Origin of the sequence: Acidovorax sp. JMULE5 (assembly GCF_013376875.1) — a bacterium.
Classification (GTDB): Bacteria; Pseudomonadota; Gammaproteobacteria; order Burkholderiales; family Burkholderiaceae_C; genus Acidovorax; species Acidovorax facilis.
In genome coordinates, this window is record NZ_CP035951.1 from 1,731,742 (window position 1) to 1,753,281 (window position 21,540).

At 64.7% G+C, this 21,540-nt stretch carries 16 protein-coding genes, 2 tRNA genes and 1 riboswitch; of the genes, 11 read left to right on the top strand and 7 right to left on the bottom strand.

Going from position 1 to position 21,540, the window contains the following annotated elements; genetic code table 11:
• The first annotated feature begins 7 nt into the window (after positions 1-7).
• Positions 8-92 (top strand) — tRNA-Leu (locus EXV95_RS07785).
• Between the two features lie 186 nt (positions 93-278).
• Positions 279-363 (top strand) — tRNA-Leu (locus tag EXV95_RS07790).
• A 151-nt stretch (positions 364-514) separates the two neighbouring features.
• On the opposite strand, the gene EXV95_RS07795 is transcribed toward EXV95_RS07790, so the two are convergent.
• The gene (locus tag EXV95_RS07795) at positions 515-3,271 is read right to left on the bottom strand and encodes a DUF349 domain-containing protein (RefSeq protein WP_176886413.1); all 2,757 of its coding nucleotides are present in this window, start codon (positions 3,269-3,271) and stop codon (positions 515-517) included.
• 921 nt (positions 3,272-4,192) lie between these two features.
• On the opposite strand from EXV95_RS07795, the gene EXV95_RS07800 reads away from it, so the two are divergent.
• The 4 genes from EXV95_RS07800 to EXV95_RS07815 all read left to right on the top strand — a co-directional run bounded on the left by EXV95_RS07800 (position 4,193) and on the right by EXV95_RS07815 (position 8,219).
• The gene (locus tag EXV95_RS07800; RefSeq protein WP_055394774.1) at positions 4,193-5,032 is read left to right on the top strand and encodes a lytic transglycosylase domain-containing protein; all 840 of its coding nucleotides are present in this window, start codon (positions 4,193-4,195) and stop codon (positions 5,030-5,032) included.
• 93 nt (positions 5,033-5,125) lie between these two features.
• Positions 5,126-5,280, top strand: a riboswitch (ZMP/ZTP riboswitch).
• A 35-nt stretch (positions 5,281-5,315) separates the two neighbouring features.
• The gene (gene glyA, locus EXV95_RS07805; RefSeq protein ID WP_121420559.1) at positions 5,316-6,560 is read left to right on the top strand and encodes a serine hydroxymethyltransferase; all 1,245 of its coding nucleotides are present in this window, start codon (positions 5,316-5,318) and stop codon (positions 6,558-6,560) included.
• A 17-nt stretch (positions 6,561-6,577) separates the two neighbouring features.
• Positions 6,578-7,027 (top strand): transcriptional regulator NrdR, encoded by a 450-nt coding sequence (gene nrdR, locus EXV95_RS07810; RefSeq protein ID WP_055394770.1) that lies wholly within the window; start codon positions 6,578-6,580, stop codon positions 7,025-7,027.
• Between the two features lie 289 nt (positions 7,028-7,316).
• On the top strand, positions 7,317-8,219 hold the full coding sequence (locus EXV95_RS07815) for a DMT family transporter (RefSeq protein WP_176886414.1): 903 nt from the start codon (positions 7,317-7,319) through the stop codon (positions 8,217-8,219).
• 15 nt (positions 8,220-8,234) lie between these two features.
• On the opposite strand, the gene EXV95_RS07820 is transcribed toward EXV95_RS07815, so the two are convergent.
• Together EXV95_RS07820 and aroC are read right to left on the bottom strand one after the other, a co-directional pair.
• Entirely contained in the window at positions 8,235-10,052 is a 1,818-nt protein-coding gene (locus EXV95_RS07820) for a bifunctional UDP-sugar hydrolase/5'-nucleotidase (RefSeq protein ID WP_255484953.1), read from the bottom strand.
• 103 nt (positions 10,053-10,155) lie between these two features.
• Positions 10,156-11,253 (bottom strand): chorismate synthase, encoded by a 1,098-nt coding sequence (aroC, locus tag EXV95_RS07825; protein ID WP_176886415.1) that lies wholly within the window; start codon positions 11,251-11,253, stop codon positions 10,156-10,158.
• A 173-nt stretch (positions 11,254-11,426) separates the two neighbouring features.
• Here aroC and EXV95_RS07830 point away from each other — a divergent pair, with 173 nt between their 5' ends.
• A complete protein-coding gene (locus EXV95_RS07830; protein ID WP_255484954.1) occupies positions 11,427-13,661 on the top strand; it encodes an EAL domain-containing protein in 2,235 nt (744 codons plus the stop codon).
• A 33-nt stretch (positions 13,662-13,694) separates the two neighbouring features.
• On the opposite strand, the gene EXV95_RS07835 is transcribed toward EXV95_RS07830, so the two are convergent.
• Positions 13,695-14,147, bottom strand: a complete 453-nt coding sequence (locus EXV95_RS07835) for a CBS domain-containing protein (protein ID WP_055394762.1) — start codon at positions 14,145-14,147, stop codon at positions 13,695-13,697.
• Between the two features lie 146 nt (positions 14,148-14,293).
• On the opposite strand from EXV95_RS07835, the gene EXV95_RS07840 reads away from it, so the two are divergent.
• Positions 14,294-15,607, top strand: coding sequence for an O-acetylhomoserine aminocarboxypropyltransferase (locus EXV95_RS07840; protein ID WP_176886416.1), 1,314 nt, complete (start codon positions 14,294-14,296; stop codon positions 15,605-15,607).
• A gap of 85 nt (positions 15,608-15,692) precedes the next feature.
• Positions 15,693-16,511, top strand: a complete 819-nt coding sequence (locus EXV95_RS07845; RefSeq protein ID WP_176886417.1) for an alpha/beta fold hydrolase — start codon at positions 15,693-15,695, stop codon at positions 16,509-16,511.
• A gap of 30 nt (positions 16,512-16,541) precedes the next feature.
• Here the strand turns inward: EXV95_RS07845 and EXV95_RS07850 are convergent, their stop codons facing one another.
• The 3 genes from EXV95_RS07850 to EXV95_RS07860 form a co-directional block, all read right to left on the bottom strand.
• Complete coding sequence (locus tag EXV95_RS07850) at positions 16,542-17,846, bottom strand: DUF418 domain-containing protein (protein ID WP_255484955.1); 1,305 nt, start codon at positions 17,844-17,846, stop codon at positions 16,542-16,544.
• 45 nt (positions 17,847-17,891) lie between these two features.
• Positions 17,892-18,191 (bottom strand): hypothetical protein, encoded by a 300-nt coding sequence (locus EXV95_RS07855; protein ID WP_176886418.1) that lies wholly within the window; start codon positions 18,189-18,191, stop codon positions 17,892-17,894.
• Between the two features lie 132 nt (positions 18,192-18,323).
• Complete coding sequence (locus EXV95_RS07860) at positions 18,324-19,619, bottom strand: YhjD/YihY/BrkB family envelope integrity protein (RefSeq protein ID WP_176886419.1); 1,296 nt, start codon at positions 19,617-19,619, stop codon at positions 18,324-18,326.
• A 21-nt stretch (positions 19,620-19,640) separates the two neighbouring features.
• Here EXV95_RS07860 and EXV95_RS07865 point away from each other — a divergent pair, with 21 nt between their 5' ends.
• Positions 19,641-20,063, top strand: a complete 423-nt coding sequence (locus EXV95_RS07865; RefSeq protein WP_176886420.1) for a DUF2069 domain-containing protein — start codon at positions 19,641-19,643, stop codon at positions 20,061-20,063.
• A gap of 46 nt (positions 20,064-20,109) precedes the next feature.
• Complete coding sequence (locus tag EXV95_RS07870; protein ID WP_176886421.1) at positions 20,110-21,525, top strand: FAD-binding oxidoreductase; 1,416 nt, start codon at positions 20,110-20,112, stop codon at positions 21,523-21,525.
• Positions 21,526-21,540: the final 15 nt, after the last annotated feature.

Here is a 21,540-nt window from a genome sequence, read left to right on the forward strand (position 1 = left end):
CTGAAATGCCCAGGTGGCGGAATTGGTAGACGCACTAGTTTCAGGTACTAGCGAGTAACATCGTGGAGGTTCGAGTCCTCTCCTGGGCACCAAGTTTAACGAGAACCAGCGATGGTTTTCAAAATATCGAAGCCGCTGTACACACAGCGGCTTTTTTATTTGCCGATACGTTTTGCCCTCCCTGTTGCGGCCAAAGAATTTTGAACCGACGGCACATTTTTTTGAAAACTCTTCAGAAGCCCGAGTTTCTTATCCTATAATTCGAGGCTGATCTGAAAGCCCAGGTGGCGGAATTGGTAGACGCACTAGTTTCAGGTACTAGCGAGTAACATCGTGGAGGTTCGAGTCCTCTCCTGGGCACCAAACACATAAAAAGCCGTTGCAGTTGCAACGGCTTTTTTGTTTTCCAGCCGCCAAAGAAAAACGAGACCACCAGCGATCTCGTCTTGCGTGTTGCGGTAAGCACTGTGGGCACACACACCGCAGTGCACATGCCCACCACCGTCACTTCACATCACTTGCGCAGCAGTGTTTTCAGCACATTCTGCAAACGGCGTGCGTTGCCTGCATCGCTGGAGCTGGCCAGCACGCGCGCCACATCCTGCCCCCAGGTCTGTGCAGGCGCAGGATCATTGCGGCGCGTCAGCAGCTGCAGCTGTAGCATGCGACGGGCAGCGATGTGCTCCGCCGGCGTGGGAGCCTCAGCCGCCATCTCCAGGCGCAGCAGCGCTTCTGCCGCATCACCCTTGGGGGCAGCCGTCAGTGCTTGCGTCCAGGCGCTGCGCACCGATGCCGTCACACCCGAGCCCAGATCTTGCGTGCCGGGCACCAGCGCTGCATCGCGCTTCTCCCAGGCCGTCAACAACTGGGTCAGCGCCTCGCCGTGGGCCTGAGCCGCCAGCTTCTTCAAGGCCAGCTGGGCGTGCTCCATGGCTTCGCGCTGGGCGCGGAACGCGGTGTCACCCAGGCGGGGGCCGCGGTCCTCAAACGCTGGGCGCTCGCCAAAACGGCCGCCACGGTCAGCACGGTCGCCCATGCGGCCATCGCCACGCGGGCCACGGGCGCCATCGCGATCACCCGGACGACCATCGCGGCGGTCGCCTGGACGCGCACCACGGCCAGGGGCCGCTGGCGCATCCTTCTTCATGCCGGGGCGGTCGTCACCGCGCACTGCCACCACAGGCCGGGCAGCAGGCTTAGGTGCTGCGGGCGCTGGCGTGGCAACTTCGGCAACTTCATCACCATCGGGGGTTTCAGCAGATTCACTGGCGCCACCCTCGGTAACAACCGGGAGAACGCCTGCCTGCGCCTCTGAATGCGCCTGAGCATCCTTTTGCGCCGTGGCCACAGCTTCTGCCGCCTGGGCCTGACCGCGCAGTGCAGCTTCCAGCGCCTGCATGGCCGCGCGAATCTGCTGCGCATCACCGCTGGCATTGGCAGCCTCCAGGGCCTTGGAAGCCTCCAGCACCACGCGATCGCGTGCGCTCAATTCGGTCACCGCGCGCTCGCGGTCTGCCGACTTGCGGTTGAAGGCTTCATCGATGGGTTTGCGAAACGCATCCCACAGCTTCTGCTCGTGCTTGCGGTCCAAGGGCACGGTTTGCGCCTCAGCCTGCCAGCGCTGCTGCAGCGCCTTGACCGCATCGATGCGCAAAGTGGGGGCCGCACCAAGGGCCATGGCCTCATCAATCATTGCATGACGGCGGGCCAGGCTTTCCTTCTGTGCAGCTTCCAGGGGAGCAGCTGCCATGGAAATCGCCTGCTTCCAAAGGGGTTGCAGTTCCGCAAACAGCTTCTCGCCCACATGGCCGCCTTCGCGCCAGCGATCACCAAACTGGTGGAGGGCACGGTTGATGGCTTTCCAGTCGCCAGAGTTGGCATGTTCCTGCGCCCACGCCTTGACCTCTTCGATCAGCGCCAGGCGCTGGGCCTTGTGCTCAGCGGCTTCGGTGCGGATCTTGTCAAGCCACGCCTCCACCACCTTGTGCGCAGCGTTGCAGGCTTCGTCGAATTTCTTCCACAGGCTGTGGTTGGGAGCCCCGCCCTGGTCTGCCTGTTTCCACTGCTCGCGCAGGTTGCGCAGGGTTTCCTGCATCTTGCGGCCGCCCAGGGCCTGGCCCTCAGGGCGGTTGAGCAAGGCCTCAGCCTTGGCCACCAGGTCTTCGCGCACCTGGTCTGCGCTCCAGCGTTGCCAGCCTTCCAGCTCACCAGCCGCCACCAGGGCCGTATGCACCTGCTGCTCCAGGGCGCTATCGATGTGTTTGCCATGCACCTTGAGCACGGCGCGCAGCGCGGCTGCAGCCCCGGCACTGGCCTTCCCATGGCCCTCGGCAGTTTCCTTTTCGAGGACCGCCAAGGCTTCGCGCACACTTTGCGCGGCCTTTTCAATCACTTCCGGCGCGACTTTGGGCTTGGCAACACGCGCAGGCTTGGCGGCCGCAGCGGCGGCAGCGGCCTCCGTGGGCAGGCCGCGCGCGGTACGCAGCTCATCCGCCCAGACGGGCACTGGCGGCAGCGGTGCATTGACATCTTCGGCGGCCGCCACAGCCTGGGCCAGTGCGGGCTGGAATGCCTCCCACACCACCAGCAGCTGGGTGCGCGACGCATCGAGCAAGGGGGGGAAACGTGCCTCCACACTGGCCCAGCTGGCATCGCCAGTCAATTCCTGCGCCTGTTCTTGCCAGCGGGCCACATCGGCACGCAACAGCTCCAGCGCCGCCTGAGCGTCACGCCAGGACTTGGTGGAAAGCACTTCGATGCGCTGGGCCAGCAGCACAGCCGCCTCACGCTGCACCTGAACGCGGTGCTGCAGATCCTCGATCACCTTCACGCGATCCGCGACCTGTACCTTGAGCACAGACAAGGGCTCGCGGGACAGCGGTGCGCCCGCCTTGGCGGCATCACGCTGCCATGCCAGGGCATCGGCAATGTTGAGCTTAGGGGCTGCAAGCAGCACCTGCGCTTTTTCAGCCCACTCGGCGGCAATGACCTCCTGGCCCTTGGCGCGGCGGATTTCATCGAGGCGCTCACGCACCGCGCGCGCGGCGCCCTTGTCACGCCCGCTCAACTCTTTGAAAACCTCCTGCAACTGCTCGTGTTCTGGCTGGGTAGCCAGCCAGTCACGGATGCGAGAGGCGCGCTCGCCAGAGGTAGCGGCAGAAAAAGCGCCACCGGTCAGCGCATCAAGCGGATGCGGCTCATGGGTTTTGGCCGGGGCCGGATTCACTTCAGGTGCGTCGGACATTTTGCTGCGGGAAAAAAATGGAAACATGGATCCAATGGATAACAAAGGCGGCCCCGGGCGCACTGCCTGAAGGCCTGCCCCGGCAACTGCGCTGCACGCGCGCCAGGGCAACAAAGCGGCTATTTTCACCGGGTTTGGCAAACAGGCCGCAGCATGGCGGTGTGCCAAGCCCTGGGGGTGATCTGGCACAAGGCTTTGCCAGACGGGCTGACATGCTGCGGCCCTGCAAGGGCGCCGCCGCTCTAGGGAACAGCCCCCATTATCTATATATAAGGGCCAAGAGCCCAAAAGCACGCCACGCCACAAACAAGAAAGCCCGGCGAACAGGACCTCAAGGCCTGCCCGCCGGGCTTGACGGCTGACACAACGGTCTTTGCCATCGGTCGCGATGCGGAGATGAAGGTCCACATGGCGAGGAGGCAAGGTATTGCCTCCAGGGGTTTGCCGTAGAAGCCGCATCTGCTGCACCAGGACACTGAATGCCCTCGGAGGGAGACTTGGCTTCGTCTGGCGACGCCTGAAATCTACAGGCAACGCAACCTTACCAAAGGCGCCGCCGCAACTCAAACTGGATTCTCAATGGCAAAAAGACCGGCGATTGAATTTGACATACGCACGTAACAACAGCTCGCAAAGTCTCAAGCGCCAGACCGGCGCACACCCCCTAAAACCTGTGATTTTTTACATGTTTTTCATAACTTAATGATCTTAAAAATCGAAATGTTAGTATTGACTAAGCATTTAGTGAACTTCTAGAATCCGCCAGCCCCAAAACGGGCTAGTAAAAACCCCAACCTCGCTGCCGAACCCGGCTAAGTCAAAGCAGGCCCCAAGCACACCAAAGACGTGCGGCCTCACTTGATGGCGTACCAATCCAGGCGATCCGCCGAGACGAGACAGTCCCCGACGACTGCCCGGCTCACTGTGGCGCCTCAGAAAGGAAGAGCTATGACAGCGTCAGGAAAAATAGTCTCCGGCGTGCGGACCTTCGTGGCCGACGTGACCGAAGGTTTTCTTGAAATCACCCACAACAGCTTTGCCCTCATCGGTCTGGCTGTCGCCTTCGTCGTGATCACCCTCACGGCCCGCCCGGACTTGCGCCAGGCTGGTGAAGCACAGTTGATGAACTGGCTGCAGGCCCGCCAAGTGGAAGTGCTTGGCATGCCCATCGAACCAGAAGCCAGTGAGCGCGCCACGGCGGGCAACCCCAAGGACCTGCCCAAAGAGCAGGCTGCCGTCGCCTTCTGGCTCAGCAAGAAGTACCGTGTGGCCCCTGAGCCGCTGAGCGTGCTGGTGGCCGAGGCCTATGAAATTGGCGCAAAGTCCAAGATCGACCCGACGCTGATCCTTGCCATCATGGCCATCGAATCGAGCTTCAACCCGTTTGCACAAAGCGCCGTTGGCGCCCAGGGGCTGATGCAGGTGATGACCAATGTGCACACCGACAAGTACCAGAACTTTGGCGGGCACTTTGCTGCCTTTGACCCCGTGAGCAATCTGCGTGTGGGCGTGAAGGTTCTGCAGGAGTGCATTGCGCGCGCCGGTTCGGTGGAGGGCGGGCTGCGCTTTTATGTCGGCGCAGGCAACCTTGCCGACGATGGCGGCTATGCGGCCAAGGTGATGGCCGAGCATTTCCGGCTGCGCCAGGTCGCCGGTGGCCGGGCCATGCCCACCACGCCACCACCCAACCTCTCTACCCAGGCTCCCGCACAGGTCATCCCGGTGGCCGCACCGCCCGCAACGCCTGCCGCCAGCGGTGACAAAGTGGCCCTGCTCTCCGGGCTCTGACAAGGTTCGCGAGCCCCTGGGGGCAGAAACATCCCTCGGACACACCGCCTCCCATTTCCCTGGCACCTTTGCGCGCGTCACGTCAGCTACACTAGCGAGGTACGCGACTGGCGATAGGCGCGGCATCCCACACAGGGTGCTGCCGCTGACGTGGAAACCGACAAGGGCCTGCCTCTTGTGAACCACTGGGAAGCGTGCCGCACGGGGTTTATCCCTTCTGCGTTCAGCCGTTCGCCTGGGCAGCCCTTGTTTCAAGGGACACAAGTTCATAGGACTGCCAATCATGTACGACCGCAATATTCTTGTCGAACAAACCGACCCCGAACTGTTTGCCGCCATCCAGGCTGAAAACGCCCGGCAAGAGCACCACATCGAGCTGATCGCCAGCGAGAACTATGCCTCCCCCGCCGTGATGTGGGCGCAGGGCACGCAGCTGACCAACAAGTACGCCGAAGGCTACCCCGGCAAGCGCTACTACGGTGGCTGCGAGCATGTGGACGTGGCCGAGCAACTGGCCATCGACCGCGTCAAGCAGATCTTCGGCGCCGAAGCCGCCAACGTGCAGCCCCACTGCGGCGCCTCTGCCAACGAGGCCGTGTTCCTGGCCTTCCTCAAGCCCGGCGACACCATCATGGGCATGAGCCTGGCCGAAGGCGGCCACCTCACACACGGCATGCCGCTGAACATGTCGGGCAAGTGGTTCAACGTGGTCTCCTACGGCCTGGACGCCAACGAAGCCATCGACTATGAAGCGATGGAAAAGAAGGCCCATGAGACCAAGCCCAAGCTCATCATCGCCGGTGCATCGGCCTACAGCCTGCACATCGACTTTGCGCGCTTTGCCAAGGTGGCCAAGGACGTGGGTGCGATCTTCATGGTGGACATGGCCCACTACGCTGGCTTGATCGCAGCTGGCGTGTATCCCAACCCCGTGCCCCACGCCGACGTGGTCACCTCCACCACGCACAAGAGCCTGCGCGGCCCCCGTGGCGGCATCATCCTGATGAAGGCCCAGCATGAAAAGGCTATCAACAGCGCCATCTTCCCCGGCCTGCAAGGCGGCCCGCTGATGCACGTGATTGCAGCCAAGGCCGTGGCCTTCAAGGAAGCTCTGCAGCCCGAGTTCAAGGCCTACCAGGAGCAAGTAGCGAAGAACGCCAAGGTGGTGGCCGAGACGCTGACCGCACGCGGCCTGCGCATTGTGAGCGGCGGCACGCAAAGCCACGTGATGCTGGTGGACCTGCGCGCCAAGGGCATCACCGGCAAGGAAGCCGAGGCCGTGCTGGGCGCCGCCCACATGACCATCAACAAGAACGCGATCCCCAACGACCCTGAAAAGCCGATGGTGACGAGCGGCGTGCGCATTGGCACCCCCGCCATGACCACGCGCGGCTTCAAGGAAGAAGAGGCCCGCATCACGGCCAATCTGATCGCCGACGTGCTGGACAACCCGCGCGACGAAGCCAACATCGCTGCGGTGCGTGCCAAGGTCAATGCCCTGACCGCCCGCTTCCCCGTCTACGGCTAAATCCACAGCCGAAAACCATGAAGTGCCCCTTCTGCAGCCACCTCGAGACGCAAGTCGTTGAAACGCGGGTGTCTGAGGATGGGGTCTTCATCCGCCGCCGCCGCCAGTGCGGCGCGTGCGACAAGCGCTTTACTACCTACGAGCGGCCGGAAGTGAACTTCCCGGCCATCGTCAAGAAGGACGGGCGCCGCATTGAATACGACCGGGGCAAGCTGCTCGCCTCGTTCAACCTGGCGTTGCGCAAGCGCCCCGTGAGCACCGACCAGATCGACAGCGCCATCGAGCGGATCGAGGAAAAGCTGCTCAACCTGGGGCAGCGCGAGGTGATCTCCAGCCGCATTGGTGAGCTGGTGATGCGCGAGCTCAAGAAGCTCGACAAGGTGGCGTACATCCGCTTTGCCAGCGTGTACCGCAGCTTTGAAGACATCGACGACTTCCGCGCCATGGTCGACGAAGTGCGCAAATAAAAGCCTTCGTATTGCTGTCTGCACCGGTGCCGGCTACAGGGCCGGACGATCTCAGGCGATTTTGGCCTCCAGCGCTTATCACACAAGCGCTAACAGCTATAAATAGAGTAGCACCCACATCCACGGGCGACGCATGTGGACCTGTGCGGGCGGGCGCTGTCGCGCGTGCTACACCGCAGCATGCTCCAAAATTAATAGCTGCCCGCACTTTCTGGATAAGCGCTAGGTGCCAATTTAGCTTGAAAACTGGCTTGGTGCGAGCCAGCGCGCGACTCGCCTGTACTCCACAATGCGCCCGGTGAAAACCCGCCACTTCCTGCAGCTGGTGCTGCTGTCCGCCCTGTGGGGCGCCTCCTTTCTTTTCATCCGCATTGCCAGCCCTGTGCTCGGGCCCAACGTGATGGCCGCGCTGCGCATTGGCCTGGCCACGTTGACGCTGATGGGCATCATGCGGGTCGCCAACGAACCCTGGCCGTGGCGCCATTGGCGCGAGCTGTTCGGGCTGGGCACGCTCACCGTCGCACTGCCTTTTCTGCTGTATGCCTGGGCGGCCTTGCACCTGCCCGCCGGCTACAGCTCACTGCTCAACACCATGGCCGTGCCCTTTGGTGTGATTGCCGCCGCGTGGATGAAGGAGGACACACTGAGCACGCGCAAGTGGCTGGGTTGCCTCTGCGGCTTTGCGGGGGTGGCGCTGATCGTGCAGCTGGGGCCCGTGGAGCCCACGCCTGCCTTGCTGATGGCAGCGGCGGCCTGTGTGGCAGCGTCTGCCTGCTATGGCATCTCTACGACGTGGATGAAGCGCGCCACGACGCGCATGTCCCCGTTGTCGATCGCCGCAGGCATCCACGCCGCCGCACTGGTGTTGCTGCTGCCGGGCGCTGCGTGGAGCTTGCCCGAGGCCCGTTTCACACCGGGGGCACTGGCTGCGGTGGCCGTGATGGGCATCGTGACCTCTGGCCTGGCCTACTGGCTCAACCTGCGGGTCCTCAAACATGTCTCGCCCGTGGCAGCGATGAGTTCGGCCTTCATGATCCCGCTGTTCGGTGTGGCCTGGGGCCACATCTTTCTGGGCGAGGCCTTGGGCCCCGGGATGGTGTGGGGCGGAGCGCTGGTGCTGGTGGCCACCGGGCTGGTGACAGGATTCAACCCGCTGCGCTGGCTGGCGGCAATGCGCCCGGGGCGCAGCTAAGAACCAGCAAGCGCCTCAGCGGGCCCCGCGCGTGATGCGGTCCGTGGCGGGCACCGGCACCGGGCTGTGGGCGCGGAAGTAAGCTTCCAGCGCATCCAGGTCCAGCCCGCCCACTAGGCGGTCGCGGCCTTCGGCCAGCACGGTGAAGTTGTCCCCGCCGCTGTCGAGGTAGCTGCTCATCACCACGCGCACCTGCGCATCGTCGTGCAGCGGTGTGCCGTTCAGCACCATGTGGCTAATACGCGCACCCACTGGCTGGGAGAGGTCATAGCGGTACGAAAACCCTGCGGACACCAGCAGCACCCGGGGCCGCTGCACGGTGTTGCTGCCGCTGGCGAACTGCTGCTCCAGCGCCGCCTTGATCTGCGCGCCCGTGAAGGTCTTGACGACCAACTGGTTGCCGAAGGGCTGCACCGCGTAGAGCTGGCCATAGCGCACCAGCCCTTGTTCGTCGGGCACGAGATCAGCGCGCAGGCCGCCCGGATTCATGAACGACAGCTGCGCCCCACCCTGCTCCGGTGCACGCGTGGCGTGAAGCTGGGCATCGGCCACCAGATTGCCCAGCGCGCTTTCGAGCGACGGGGCCGGTGTGCGCCGCAGGGTGCCAGCGGCCTGCCCCACGGGGCGCTGGGCCAGCGGCACGGCGGCGGCACGGTAAGTGTCGATGACCTTCTGCACCTGCGGATCGGCCGCAAAGGACGGCACGGCCGAGGTCAGGGGCGCGTGCCCCTGGCTGCCCGTGAACGCCTCGCCCTGCACGATGACATTGCGCGCGGCTTTGTGCACCACACGGCGGGTGCGCGTGTCCACCCGCAACTGGATGTCCGTGAGCAGCGTGCCGTACTGCCCGGCACTGGTCAGCAAGAAGGGCTTGGCAGGGTTCACACGGCTGTAGTCGCAGACATAGGCCTGGTGCGTGTGGCCCGAGACCACCACGTCCACGGCCGGGTCCAGCCGCTCCAGGATGGGCACGATGTCGCCCGAGAGGCCCGCGCAGCTGGTCTCCTGCACGCCAGCCGTGGTGCCGCCGCCCTCGTGGATGACCACGGCGATCACATCGGCGCCCTGGGCCCGCAGCTGCGGAATCAGCGCGTTGGCCGTGGCCGCTTCGTCCTCAAAGCGCAGGCCCGCCACACCCGAAGGGCTGACCATGGTGGGCGTGGCCTGCAGCGTGAGGCCGATCACGCCCAGGGTGACTGTCACCCCACCCTCGGTAAATCGTTTGATGCCGGTGGCAGGCAGCAGCGTGCGCCCATCCTCGGTGCGCACGGTGTTGGCGGCCAGGAAGCCGAACCGCGCCCCAACGAAGGGCTGGCTGATCTGGCAGGGCTGGCGCGCAGTGAACTTCTCGCAGCCGCCGTGCTGCAGGCGCAGCAGTTCGCGCCAGCCCCGGTCGAACTCATGGTTGCCCACGGCATTGAAGTCGATCTGCATGGCGTTGACCGCCTCGATGGTGGGCTCATCCAGGAACAGTGACGACAGCAGGGGTGATGCGCCCACCATGTCCCCCGCCGAAACCACGGCGTGGTGCGGCCCCCGGGCCTTGAGCGCCGCCATGGCGCTGGCGAAATAAGCCATGCCCCCGGCAGGCACCGAGACCGGCCCCGCCGAAGTCTGGACGGTATGCGCCATGCGCGGCGGCTCCAGGTTGCCGTGCAGGTCGTTGAAGCCAATGAGCGTGATGTCGATGTGCTGAGGGGTTCGCCCATCGCCAGTTGGCAAAGCCGTGCCGCAGCCCGCCAGCAGCGCCCCCAGTGTGGCCACCATCGCGAGTGCGACCTTGCGGCGACCTCGCTGCGATCCCATGAAACCCTGTGCCAACAAGCTGCGCATGGACTACCTCATTCAATCCAAGAAAAAAGGGCGCGCATCGCTGCACGCCCTCTGCGTCACCAGCACCGAAAGCCCGTGCTCTACCCGCAGCGCAGCGCGCCCGTTACAGGAACGATGCCTGGATGAGTGGCACCGGGGGCACCACGTCGCCACACTGCGCGCGATGGCGCAGGGCATGGTCCATGACGACCAGCGCCAGCAGCGCCTCGGCAATCGGTGCGGCGCGGATGCCCACGCAGGGGTCATGGCGGCCCTTGGTGATGACCTCGGTGCTGTTGCCATGCACATCGATCGATTCACGCGGGCTGATGATGGAACTGGTGGGCTTGATCGCAATGCTCACTTCCAGGTCCTGCCCGGTGCTGATACCGCCCAGCACGCCACCGGCGTTGTTGGTGCGAAAGCCCTGGGGCGTCATCGAATCGCCGTGCATCGTGCCCCGGTGGGCCACGCTGGCAAACCCAGCGCCGATTTCCACGCCCTTGACAGCGTTCAGGCCCATCATGGCGTGGGCAATGTCGGCATCGAGCTTGTCGTACAGCGGCTCACCCAGGCCCACCGGCACGCCGGTGGCCTGCACGCGGATGCGGGCACCACACGAATCACCGGCCTTGCGCAGGGCATCCATGTAGTCCTCGTACTGCTGCACGTCGGCCACGGGGGCGAAGAAGGGGTTGCTGCGCACATGCTCCCAGCTCTCGAACGGGATGGCCAGTTCGCCCAGCTGCGTCATGCAGGCGCGAAACTGTGCACCGTATTGCTGGGCCAGCCACTTCTTGGCCACCGCGCCCGCAGCCACCGTGGGTGCCGTCAGCCGGGCCGACGACCTACCACCGCCACGCGGGTCGCGGATACCGTACTTGTGCCAGTAGGTGTAGTCGGCATGGCCGGGGCGGAAGCTCTCGGCGATGTTGCTGTAATCCTTGCTGCGCTGGTCGGTGTTGCGGATCAGCAGGGCGATGGGCGTGCCGGTGGTCTTGCCCTCATACACGCCGGAGAGGATTTCCACCGCATCGGGCTCGTTGCGCTGCGTGACGTGGCGGCTGGTGCCAGGGCGGCGCCGGTCCAGGTCGGCCTGGATGTCCGCCTCGGACAGCGGCATGCCGGGCGGACAACCGTCAATCACGCAGCCAATGGCCGGGCCGTGGGATTCACCAAAATTGGTGACTGCGAATAGGGTTCCGAAGGTGTTGCCGCTCATGGGGCGGGATTATCCCAGAGCGGCGTGCGCCGCCGTCGCTGGGCCCCGCCAGAGCGCGCGCCCCACCCAAGAATGAGAGGCACAACATGGGGTTCGGATGAACACTTGCCACAAACGCGCTTGGCAGTGTGGCGCGCACTTGCTAGCATCCATGGACGATCTTTGGGACATCCATGCCCGTTTCAGCCCCGCACACTTCCGGCACTCCTTCCCACCACGGCATCCTGCCGCCAGCCCCTTTGGCCGATGCCCCGTTGCGCAGGGCACTGGATGCCAGCGACAACGCCATCGTGATGAGCAACAGCACCCGGCAGGTGGTGTATGTGAATGAAGGATTCACCCGCCTGTTTGGGTTCAGCCCTGCGGAGGTGCTGGGCAAATACCTCAGTGACGTGCTGCTGGGCCCACACTCCGACCCCGGGCTGCTGAGCGAAATCCGTGATGGCATCGACCAGCAAGGGGGCTTTCACATAGAGACGCTGCTGTACAGCAAGGCTGGCCAGCCACGCTGGGTGTCGATGATGATCAATGCCTCGAACGAGACCTCCGGCGGGCCGGGGGGCAGCATCACGGTGCTGACCGACATCACACTCACCAAGATGCACGAGGTGCTGCAAAAGCGCGTGCTGGAGGGCATGGTCAATGAGCTGCCACTGGCCGACTTGATGACTCTGGTGTGCCGCGAAGTGGAACGCATCGCCCCCGAAGTCACGGCCTCCATCCTGTCCGTGGACGAGCTGGGCCTGCTGCACCCGCTGGCAGCGCCCGGCCTTCCCCCCGCCATCTGCCAGGCGCTGGACGGGGTTCCGATCGGTCCTTGTGCCGGTTCGTGTGGCACTGCGGCCTTCCGGCGGGCGCCTGTTGTGGTCACCGACATCGCCACCGACCCCTTGTGGGCCGACTACCGCGCCCTGTTCGAGCCCAGCGGCATGCGAGCCTGCTGGTCCAGCCCGATCTGTGACCACGCAGGCAAGGTGATTGGCACCTTTGCCTTTTATTTTCGGGAGCCGCGCGCGCCGGACGCGCTGCACCGTCGGCTGGTGGACGTGTGCCTGCACTTGTGTGCGCTGGCCATTGAACGCAACGCCACACGCCAGCGCATTCACCAGCTCGCCTTTTTTGACGAACTCACGGGCCTGCCCAACCGCGCCATGTTCCGCAGCAGTGCGGAGCGTGCGCTGGCCAGCCTGCGGCAGGAAGACCACCCTGGTGCGGTGCTCTTCATCGACCTGGACCGCTTCAAGCAGGTCAACGACACCCTGGGCCATGTCGCAGGCGACGCACTGCTGTGCGAAGTGGCCAAACGACTCACGCAGTGCCTGCGCGCGCGCGATCTGATCGGCCGGCTGGCGGGTGATGAATTCGTGCTGCTGTTGTCCGAGTGCAGCACCGGGCAAGTCGTGCAGATAGCCCAGAGCATGCTGCAAGAGATGGCCCGCCCCATGGACCTCCACGGGCAAGCCCATGTCTGCCACGCCAGCATTGGCATTGCGATGTTTCCGGACGATGGCGATGCGATCGACACGCTGCTGCGCCACGCTGACCAAGCCATGGTCCAGGCCAAAAGCGACCACCGGCACAGCCTGCAATTGTTCAGCGCCGAAATGAACCGGCGCGCACAGGAGCGCGCCGCCCTGGAACGCGCCTTGCGCCAGGCGCTGGCCGAGCGCAGCCTGAGCCTGCACTACCAACCCCAGGTGCTCAGCAGTGCGCCTGGCACCCTGCACGGTGTGGAAGCCCTGGCGCGCTGGCAACATCCCGAATGGGGCATGGTGCCCCCCAGCCGGTTCATCCCAGTGGCCGAAGAGGCCGGCCTCATTCACGAACTGACCTTGTGGCTGCTGGACGAAGCCTGTGCGCAGCTGTCGGCCTGGCGTGCAGCTGGCCACAGCGTGCCCTGCGTGGCCGTGAACCTGTCAGGCCGCAGTTTTCACCAGGCAGAATTTGCGCAGCAGGTCTGCGACGCGCTGGAGCGCCACGGCCTGCGCACCAACGATGTGCTGCTGGAGATCACCGAAAGCGTGATGATGGATGCACGGCCGGTAACGCTGGCCAACATCGAGGCGCTGCACCACAAGGGCTTTAAGCTGTCGCTCGATGACTTTGGCACTGGCTACTCCAGCCTGAGCTACCTGCACCGCCTGCCCATCAGCGAACTCAAGCTGGACATGGCGTTTGTGCAAGACCTCACCACCAGCCCCACCGCACGCGCGCTCACGGTATCGGTGCTCAGCATTGCCCACAGCCTGGGCATGGTGGTGGTGGCCGAAGGGGTGGAAACTACAGGCCAGCAGCAATGGCTACAGGCCCACGGTTGCCCTGTGATGCAGGGCTATCTGTTCGGCAGGCCCATGCCACCAGATGAACTGGAAGCCTGGCTTTGCGCGCCTGCGCGGGGCGTGAGTTGAGAACAGCGCTCGGTGTCGCAGACGTCGCAGCGTTCAGCCGCTGCGGGACTCGTCTTCCGGCCAGTCGCGGATGTAGGCCTTGAGCATCTTGTTCTCGAAGTTCTGGCTGTCCACGACGGCCTTGGCCACGTCGTAAAAGCTGATCACGCCCATCAGCATGCGGCGGTCCATCACGGGCATGTAGCGCGCATGGCGGTCCAGCATCATGCGGCGCACTTCGTCCATGTCGGTTTCGAGCGTGCAGGTCAGGGGCGCGTCGTCCATGGCCGAGCGCACCAGCATCGTGCCCACGCTGCCCCCGTTTTTGACCAAGGCCTGGATCACCTCGCGAAAGGTGAGCATGCCCACCAGGTCGCCATGCTCCATCACCACCAGCGAGCCAATGTCGCGCTCGGCCATCAGGCTCACGGCACCCGCCAGCGGCTCGTCCGGCGATGCGGTGTAGAGGGTGTTGCCTTTGACGCGAAGGATGTCGCTGACTTTCATGGTGCAGAGTCTCCGGGGATCGGGAAGAGTATGTGTGGACCCACAGGCACCAGCACATCCGCTGGGGTTGCCGAGGTGCTGCAGGCCGTTTGTCGGCAAATATAGCCCACAATGCCCGCCTGCATTGACAACATGGGAGACACAAGATGCCCGGTTACTCCGACCCCGGCTTTGACACGCTGGCGCTGCACGCAGGCGCGAGCCCCGACCCCGCCACTGGCGCGCGCGCCACGCCCATCCACCTGACCACGTCGTTCGTCTTCGAGTCGAGCGACCACGCGGCTTCGCTGTTCAACCTGGAGCGCGGCGGCCATGTGTACAGCCGCATCAGCAACCCCACCAATGCGGTACTGGAGCAGCGCGTGGCAGCACTGGAAGGCGGCGTAGGCGCGATTGCCACCGCCAGCGGCCAGGCCGCGCTGCACCTGGCGATTGCCACGCTGATGGGCGCGGGCAGCCACATCGTGGCCAGCACGGCGCTGTATGGCGGCTCGCAGAACCTGCTGCACTACACGCTCTCGCGCTTTGGCATTGAGACCACCTTCGTCAAGCCCGGCGACATCGACGGCTGGCGCGCTGCCGTACGCCCCAACACCAAGCTGTTTTTTGGCGAGACCGTAGGCAACCCCGGCCTGGATGTGCTGGACATTCCCACAGTGAGTGCGATGGCGCACGAGGCCGGTGTGCCGCTGCTGGTGGACTCCACCCTCACCTCGCCCTGGCTCATCAAGCCGTTCGAGCATGGCGCCGATCTGGTCTACCACTCGGCCACCAAATTCCTCTCGGGCCATGGCACCGTGGTGGGTGGCATCGTGGTCGACGGCGGCAGCTTCGACTGGGACGGCCCCAAATCCGCCGGCAAGTTTGCCGAGCTGACCCAGCCCTACGACGGCTTTCACAACATGGTGTTCACCGAGGAGAGCACTGTCGGCGCCTTTCTGCTGCGCGCGCGCCGCGAGGGCTTGCGCGACTTTGGCGCCTGCATGAGCCCGCACACGGCCTGGCTCATCCTGCAAGGCATTGAAACCCTGCCGCTGCGCATGGCGCAGCACATGCGCAACACCGAGAAGGTGGTCGAATTTCTGGCCTCACAGCCCTTTGTGTCGCGAGTGGGCCACCCCATGCTGGAGTCGCACGGGAGCCACGCCCTCGCGCAAAAGCTGCTGCCGCGTGGCGCGGGCTCGGTGTTCAGCTTCGACCTCAAGGGCAACCGCGAGCAGGGCAAGAAGTTCATCGAGACCCTCAAGGTCTTCAGCCACCTGGCCAACGTGGGCGACTGCCGCAGCCTGGTGATCCACCCGGCCAGCACCACGCATTTCCGCATGAGCGACGAAGCACTGGCGGGCGCGGGCATCACGCAGGGCACCATCCGCCTGTCGATCGGGCTCGAAGACGCCGATGACCTGATCGATGACCTCAAGCGCGCACTGAAAGCCGCCGAGAAAGCAGTAAACCCATGAACCCCCACGCTCATCACTTCGTGTATTCGCTGCCCCCCAAGGGGGCGCAGGCCTCCCTTGGGGCGGCCCGGCGGGAGTCCTGACCATGCACATCCAAGTCAACGGCGCATCCACGTACTGCTACACCGGCGGCAAGGCATTCGATGCCACCAAGCCCACGGTGGTGTTCATCCACGGCGTGCTCAACGACCACAGCGTGTGGGCCCTGCAAAGCCGCTACATGGCCAACCACGGCTGGAACGTGCTGGCCATCGACCTGCCCGGCCACTGCCGCAGCAATGGCGAGGCGCCCGGCACGGTGGAGCAAGGCGCGGACTTCATCGGTGCGCTGCTGGATGCGGCGGGAGTACAACGCGCGGCGCTGGTGGGGCACAGCTGGGGTTCGCTCATCGCCATGGAAGCCGCAGCGCGGCTCAAGGACCGCATCAGCCACCTGGTGCTGGTGGGCACGGCCTTCCCGATGAAGGTCTCGCCCGCGCTGATCGAGGCTTCTCAAAGTGACCCGGAAAAAGCCATGCGCATGGTCAACGTGTTCTCGCGCAGCACCTTGGCCGCGCCGCCCTCGGCCATTGGCCCAGGCACCTGGGTGTTTGGTGCGGGCATGGCGCTGGGGCGCAAGGTGCTGCGCAGCAATACGGCAGTCAACGTGTTCCACCGGGGGTTTGTGGCCTGCGATAGCTATACCGGCGGCGAAGCTGCCATGGCGCAGCTGACCTGCCCGGTGCTGTTTGCGCTAGGCAGCCAAGACCAGATGACACCGCCCAAAGCCGCGCAGGGCCTGGTGAATGCGGCACGCGCAGCAGGCAAATCCGTGTCGATGGCGAGCCTGCCGGTGGGCCACAACCAGATGACCGAGGCGCCGGAAGAAACGCTGTTCGCGCTGCGCGACTTTCTGGCCCGCTGAGCAGCGCTCCACACGCGTCCCGGCCTGCAGTCAGGCTGGGACGCGCCGCCATGCAGGCCACTGCCACTGCGTGAAAGCACGCAGCAGCCATTCCACCGGACCATAGGCATGGGTGGCCATCCAGCGGTGGCTCCACGCCAGCTGGGTGGCGTACAGCACCAGCACGCCCAGGACCACCCACCCCGGCGACACCTGGCCCACCAGCGCCAGGCCGTAGGCCGTGAAGACCAGCGCCCCCACCAGCGACTGCAGCAGGTAGTTCGTCAGTGCCATGCGCCCCGCTGGTTGCAGCGCAGCGCCCAGCCGGCGGCCGGCAGGGCCGCGCTGCAGCAACCACAGCAGCAGCGCGACATAGCCGAAAGTGAGAAACGGTGCGGTGGCCAAATCCACTGCCAGTGCAGCCAGACCCACATGTTCGGGCGAGTGAACACTGCCGCCTCCCTGCGTAGAGGCATAGAACAACGCGCCCGCCACACCGACCGGCAGGCAGCACACCATCCAGCGGCGCAGTCGCGCGGGGTGCTGCGCCACAGTGGCCAGATAGCCGGTGCGGTGCGCCGTCAGCCCCAACAGGAACATGGCCAGCGCACACGGGCCCTGCACGAACACCAGCACAAACCACACGCCCTCGGCCATGTCCCGCCCGCGCTGCGCAATGGCCTCCAGGGCACTGGCGCGATACGCTTGCGCGGCTTGATGCGCCTTGGCGTGCAGCTCTGCCAGGGGCAAGTCCATCGGCGGCACCTGCGCCATCAGCCAGGCCAACAGGCCCCAGCCAGTGGCAGTGGCCCCCAGCAGCACCAGTGCCAGCACCACTGCCGTGCCCGGACGCACGTCCCGCCATGCGAGCAGCAGCACACCCAGCAGCGCATAGGTAACCAGGATGTCACCCGCAAACAGCAGCCACGCATGCGCCAGCCCCAGCAATGCGAGCCCCAGCAAGCGCCGCAAAAAACGCGGCACGAAAACGCTGCCGGTGCGCCGGGCAGCGTCCATCTGCAGCGCAAAACTGTAGCCAAACAGCATCGAGAACAGCAGATAGAACTTGGTCTCGAAGAAGAAGCTCACCAGCCAGCGCACGGCGTGGTCCACCGGCCGCGAGAAGGCTGGGTCAGACACCCCCACGCCAAAGTAGGTGGAAGCAAAGCTGCCCGCATTGACCATGAGGATGCCCAGCAGCGCAAAGCCGCGCAGCGCGTCGATGGCGTGTTCGCGGTCTCGGGGAACTTCGATGCGCAAGACGCCGACGTCGGTGAATACCGCCTCGGCACTCTTGCCGTGGCGGTGATTGGCATCAGTCCCTTCGGGCTTGGCTTGGCCGGGTGCATAGCTCATCCCAACGTCCAATACCCGTTCAAGCACCCTACTGTTGCGGCTGCCTCAGTCTTTTTCAAACATCGATCGACAGATTTCGCAGCCATCGTTTGCGTAGTCAGAGTTCTCTGACTCCTGCTTGATATGGTCCGTCATGTCCTTACGATCTTTAAACGATCCCTGATAGGCAGTCCAGTTCGCGTTGCCGTACTTGTAGGCCCCAGTTACTTCCTCATCGCCTCCAACCGTGAAGATGATTTCTTCATGGTGCTCACAATGATCGAGAAATCCAACTTTCATCAGAATTTCTACCGCCGTTTGACGCTTGCTTTCCTCTTCGGCCATAGCTGCCTTAACGATGCCCATTTTTTTCCTCCGGAGTTGAGCTTTTAGTTTGACAGATTCAGCACAGGTGCCAACTGATCTGCTACAAAACCTGAAGCAAAAACAGGCTCCAGCGCTTATCCAACAAGCGCCAGCAGCTATATTTTCGATAGCTTACATGGGCACGACCCGCTGCGCGCCCAGGCCGGGGTCAGCGCCTGCGCCCACCTGCAGCACATCCTCCAGCAGCAACCCGTCCAGCCGGGCCTGTAACCACAGCGGCTGCAGGCTCTCGGCGCGCTCCAGCAGCAGGCGCTGCACCAGCGGCGCCAGGGGTGTCGCGCCCGGGTTGGCCAGCAGCACATAGCGCGGCTCGGGCACGTCCGCAGCGTCCACCGCCGCATCGTTGACCTGGCCCACCCAGTCCAGCGCGGTCAGCGCCTCCAGCACCGGGGCCAGCTGCAGCACGTCCACCCGCAGCAACTGGGCGAGCTGGCCGGGGCGCAGGCCTTTGAGGGGCTGGTGGCGCACGCGGTGCAGCTGCTGCAGCACCTCCACCGCCAGTTGAAACGTCCAGCCCGCCACGGTGCCGCGCCGCGCCACACCCGCCAGCAAGCTGGGCAGGTAGGCCGTGACCACCGCGCCCAGCAGCACGATGACCCAGGCCACATAGATCCACACCAGCAAAATGGGCAGCGTGGCGAATGCACCGTACACCACCGAATACGTTGGCACCTTGCCGAGGTACAGCGCCAGCACCTTCTTGGCCAGCTCGATGCACACGGCCACGAACAGCCCTCCCATCCAGGCGTGCCGCCACTTCACCGGCGTGTTGGGTACATAGTGGTACAGCGACGCCATGCCCCCAGCCAGCACCACAAACTGGATCGAATCGAACAGCAGCTGCACACCATCGGGCAGGCGCTTGACCAGCCCGCCCGAGGCCGACATCACATACGAGGTCAGGGCCAGGCTCGCCCCCATGAGCAGCGGGCCGAGCGTGATGGCGGCCCAGTAGATCAGCACCCGCTGGCCCAGCGGCCGCAGCCGCTGCACGCGCCAGATGTCGTTGAGGGTGCGGTCGATGGTGAGGATCAGCGCCAGCGCCGTGGCCAGCAAGATGCTGAACCCCGCCACCCCCAGGCTGCTGGCCTTTGCCGCAAACTGCGTGAGGTAGCCCAGCACCTGTCGCGAGATGCTGTCGGGCACCAGGCTGCTGACCAGCCAGCCCTGCAACGCATCCTGCAGCTTGCCGAAGATGGGGAAGGCCGTGAACACTGCCAGCGCCACGGTGAAGAAGGGCACCAGCGCCAGAATGGTGGTGAAGGTCAGGCTGCTGGCCGTGAGCCCCAGATGGTCCTCACGAAAGCGCTCACGCAGCGTCTGGGCCGTGGTTTTCCAGGGGAAGTGCGACAGATCGGTCACCAGCGCCTCCGCGCGCTGGGCCACTGCCTGTAAGGACAAGGACATGGCCGATATGATGCCACCCCAATGACTGCATCCCCTTCTGCCCCGCCCGCCCTCCCCGTTCCTGCAGACAGCGCTGTGGAATCCACGCGCTGGCTGGCCACCGGCAGCCTCCTGGCGCTGATTGTTCTGTGCCTTGCGTGGGAACTGGTGCTTGCCCCGTTGCGCCCTGGTGGCTCATGGCTCGCACTCAAGGCGCTTCCGCTGTGCATCCCGCTTGCGGGCATTCTCAAGAACCGCATGTACACCTACCGCTGGGTCAGCCTGGTGATCTGGCTGTATTTCACCGAAGGCGTGGTGCGCGGCTGGAGCGACAAGCCCCCATCGCAGTGGCTGGCCTGGGCCGAGGTGGCCCTGTGCCTCGTGTTGTTCACCGCCTGCACGCTGCACGTGCGGCTGCGCCAGCGCAATGCCAAGGCGGCTGCAGCCGCCTCTGCTGCATCCTGATGCTGGCCTCCTCTTTTCATCGCCTTGAAGAAGAAACTCCTTGACCATGACCACTCTGCTTGACACCCTGCGCGCCCTCGTCGGCCCCGCCCATGTGATCACCGAAGGCGACCTCTCTGCCTGGGAGCAGGACTGGCGCCGTCGCGTGCGCGGCAAGGCCCTGGCCGTGGTGCGCCCCGCCAGCACGCAGGAAGTGGCGGCCGTGGTCAAGGCCTGCGCAGCAGCAGGCACCGCCATCGTGCCCCAGGGCGGCAACACTGGCTTGGCCGTGGGCTCCACGCCCGATGACTCGGGCACGCAGATCGTGCTGAGCCTCACCCGCATGAACGCAGTGCGCAGCGTGGACACCGACAACCTCACCATGACGGTGGAAGCTGGCTGCATCCTGCAGAACCTGCAGGATGTTGCGCAGAACGCGGGCGTGCTGTTCCCCCTGTCACTCGCGGCCGAGGGCAGCTGCACCATTGGCGGCAATCTGAGCACCAACGCAGGCGGCACACAGGTGGTGCGCTACGGCAACGCGCGCGACCTGTGCCTGGGGCTTGAGGTGGTCACCGCCCAGGGAGAGGTGTGGGATGGCCTCAAGGGCCTGCGCAAGGACAACACGGGTTACGACCTGCGCGACCTGTTCATCGGCAGCGAGGGCACGCTGGGCATCATCACCGCTGCGACGATGAAGCTCTACCCCGAGCCCGCCGCACGCCTCACCGCCTGGGCCGCCGTGCCGTCGATGGAACACGCCGTGGCGCTGCTGGGCCTGGCGCACAAGCAGCTGGGTGCGGGCCTCACGGGCTTTGAGGTGATGGGCCAGTTTGCGCTGAGCCTGGTGGGCAAGCACATGCCGCAGCTGCGCGTGCCCTTTCTGGGCGACGACAACGCGCCCTGGTGCGTGCTGCTCGAAAACTCCGACAGCGAATCCGAAGAACACGCGCGTGCACGGTTTGAGTCGCTGCTGGAGACCGCGTTTGAAATGGGCTGCGTGACCGACGCCGTGGTGGCAGAGAACCTCACGCAGGCCCACCAGCTCTGGCACATCCGCGAGAGCATTCCGCTCGCCCAGGCCGAAGAGGGCCTGAACATCAAGCACGACATCTCGGTGCAGATCTCGCGCATCCCCGCCTTTGTGGCCCACACCGACGCGGTGCTACAGCGCGAGATCCCCGGCGTGCGCCTGGTCAACTTTGGCCACCTGGGCGACGGCAACCTGCACTACAACGTGCAGGCGCCCGCCGAGGGCGACCCCAAGGCCTTTCTGCGCGAGTACGAAGCCCATGTGAACCACCTCGTCTATGAGGCCGTGGCCGAGTTCGGCGGCTCATTCTCGGCCGAGCACGGCATTGGCGAACTCAAGGCCGACAAGCTGGAGAAGTACCAGTCGCCTGTGGCCATGGGCATGATGCGCGCCATCAAGCAGGCGCTGGACCCGCAGGGAATCATGAACCCGGGGCGGGTGCTCCAATAAATCCACTGGAGGTCA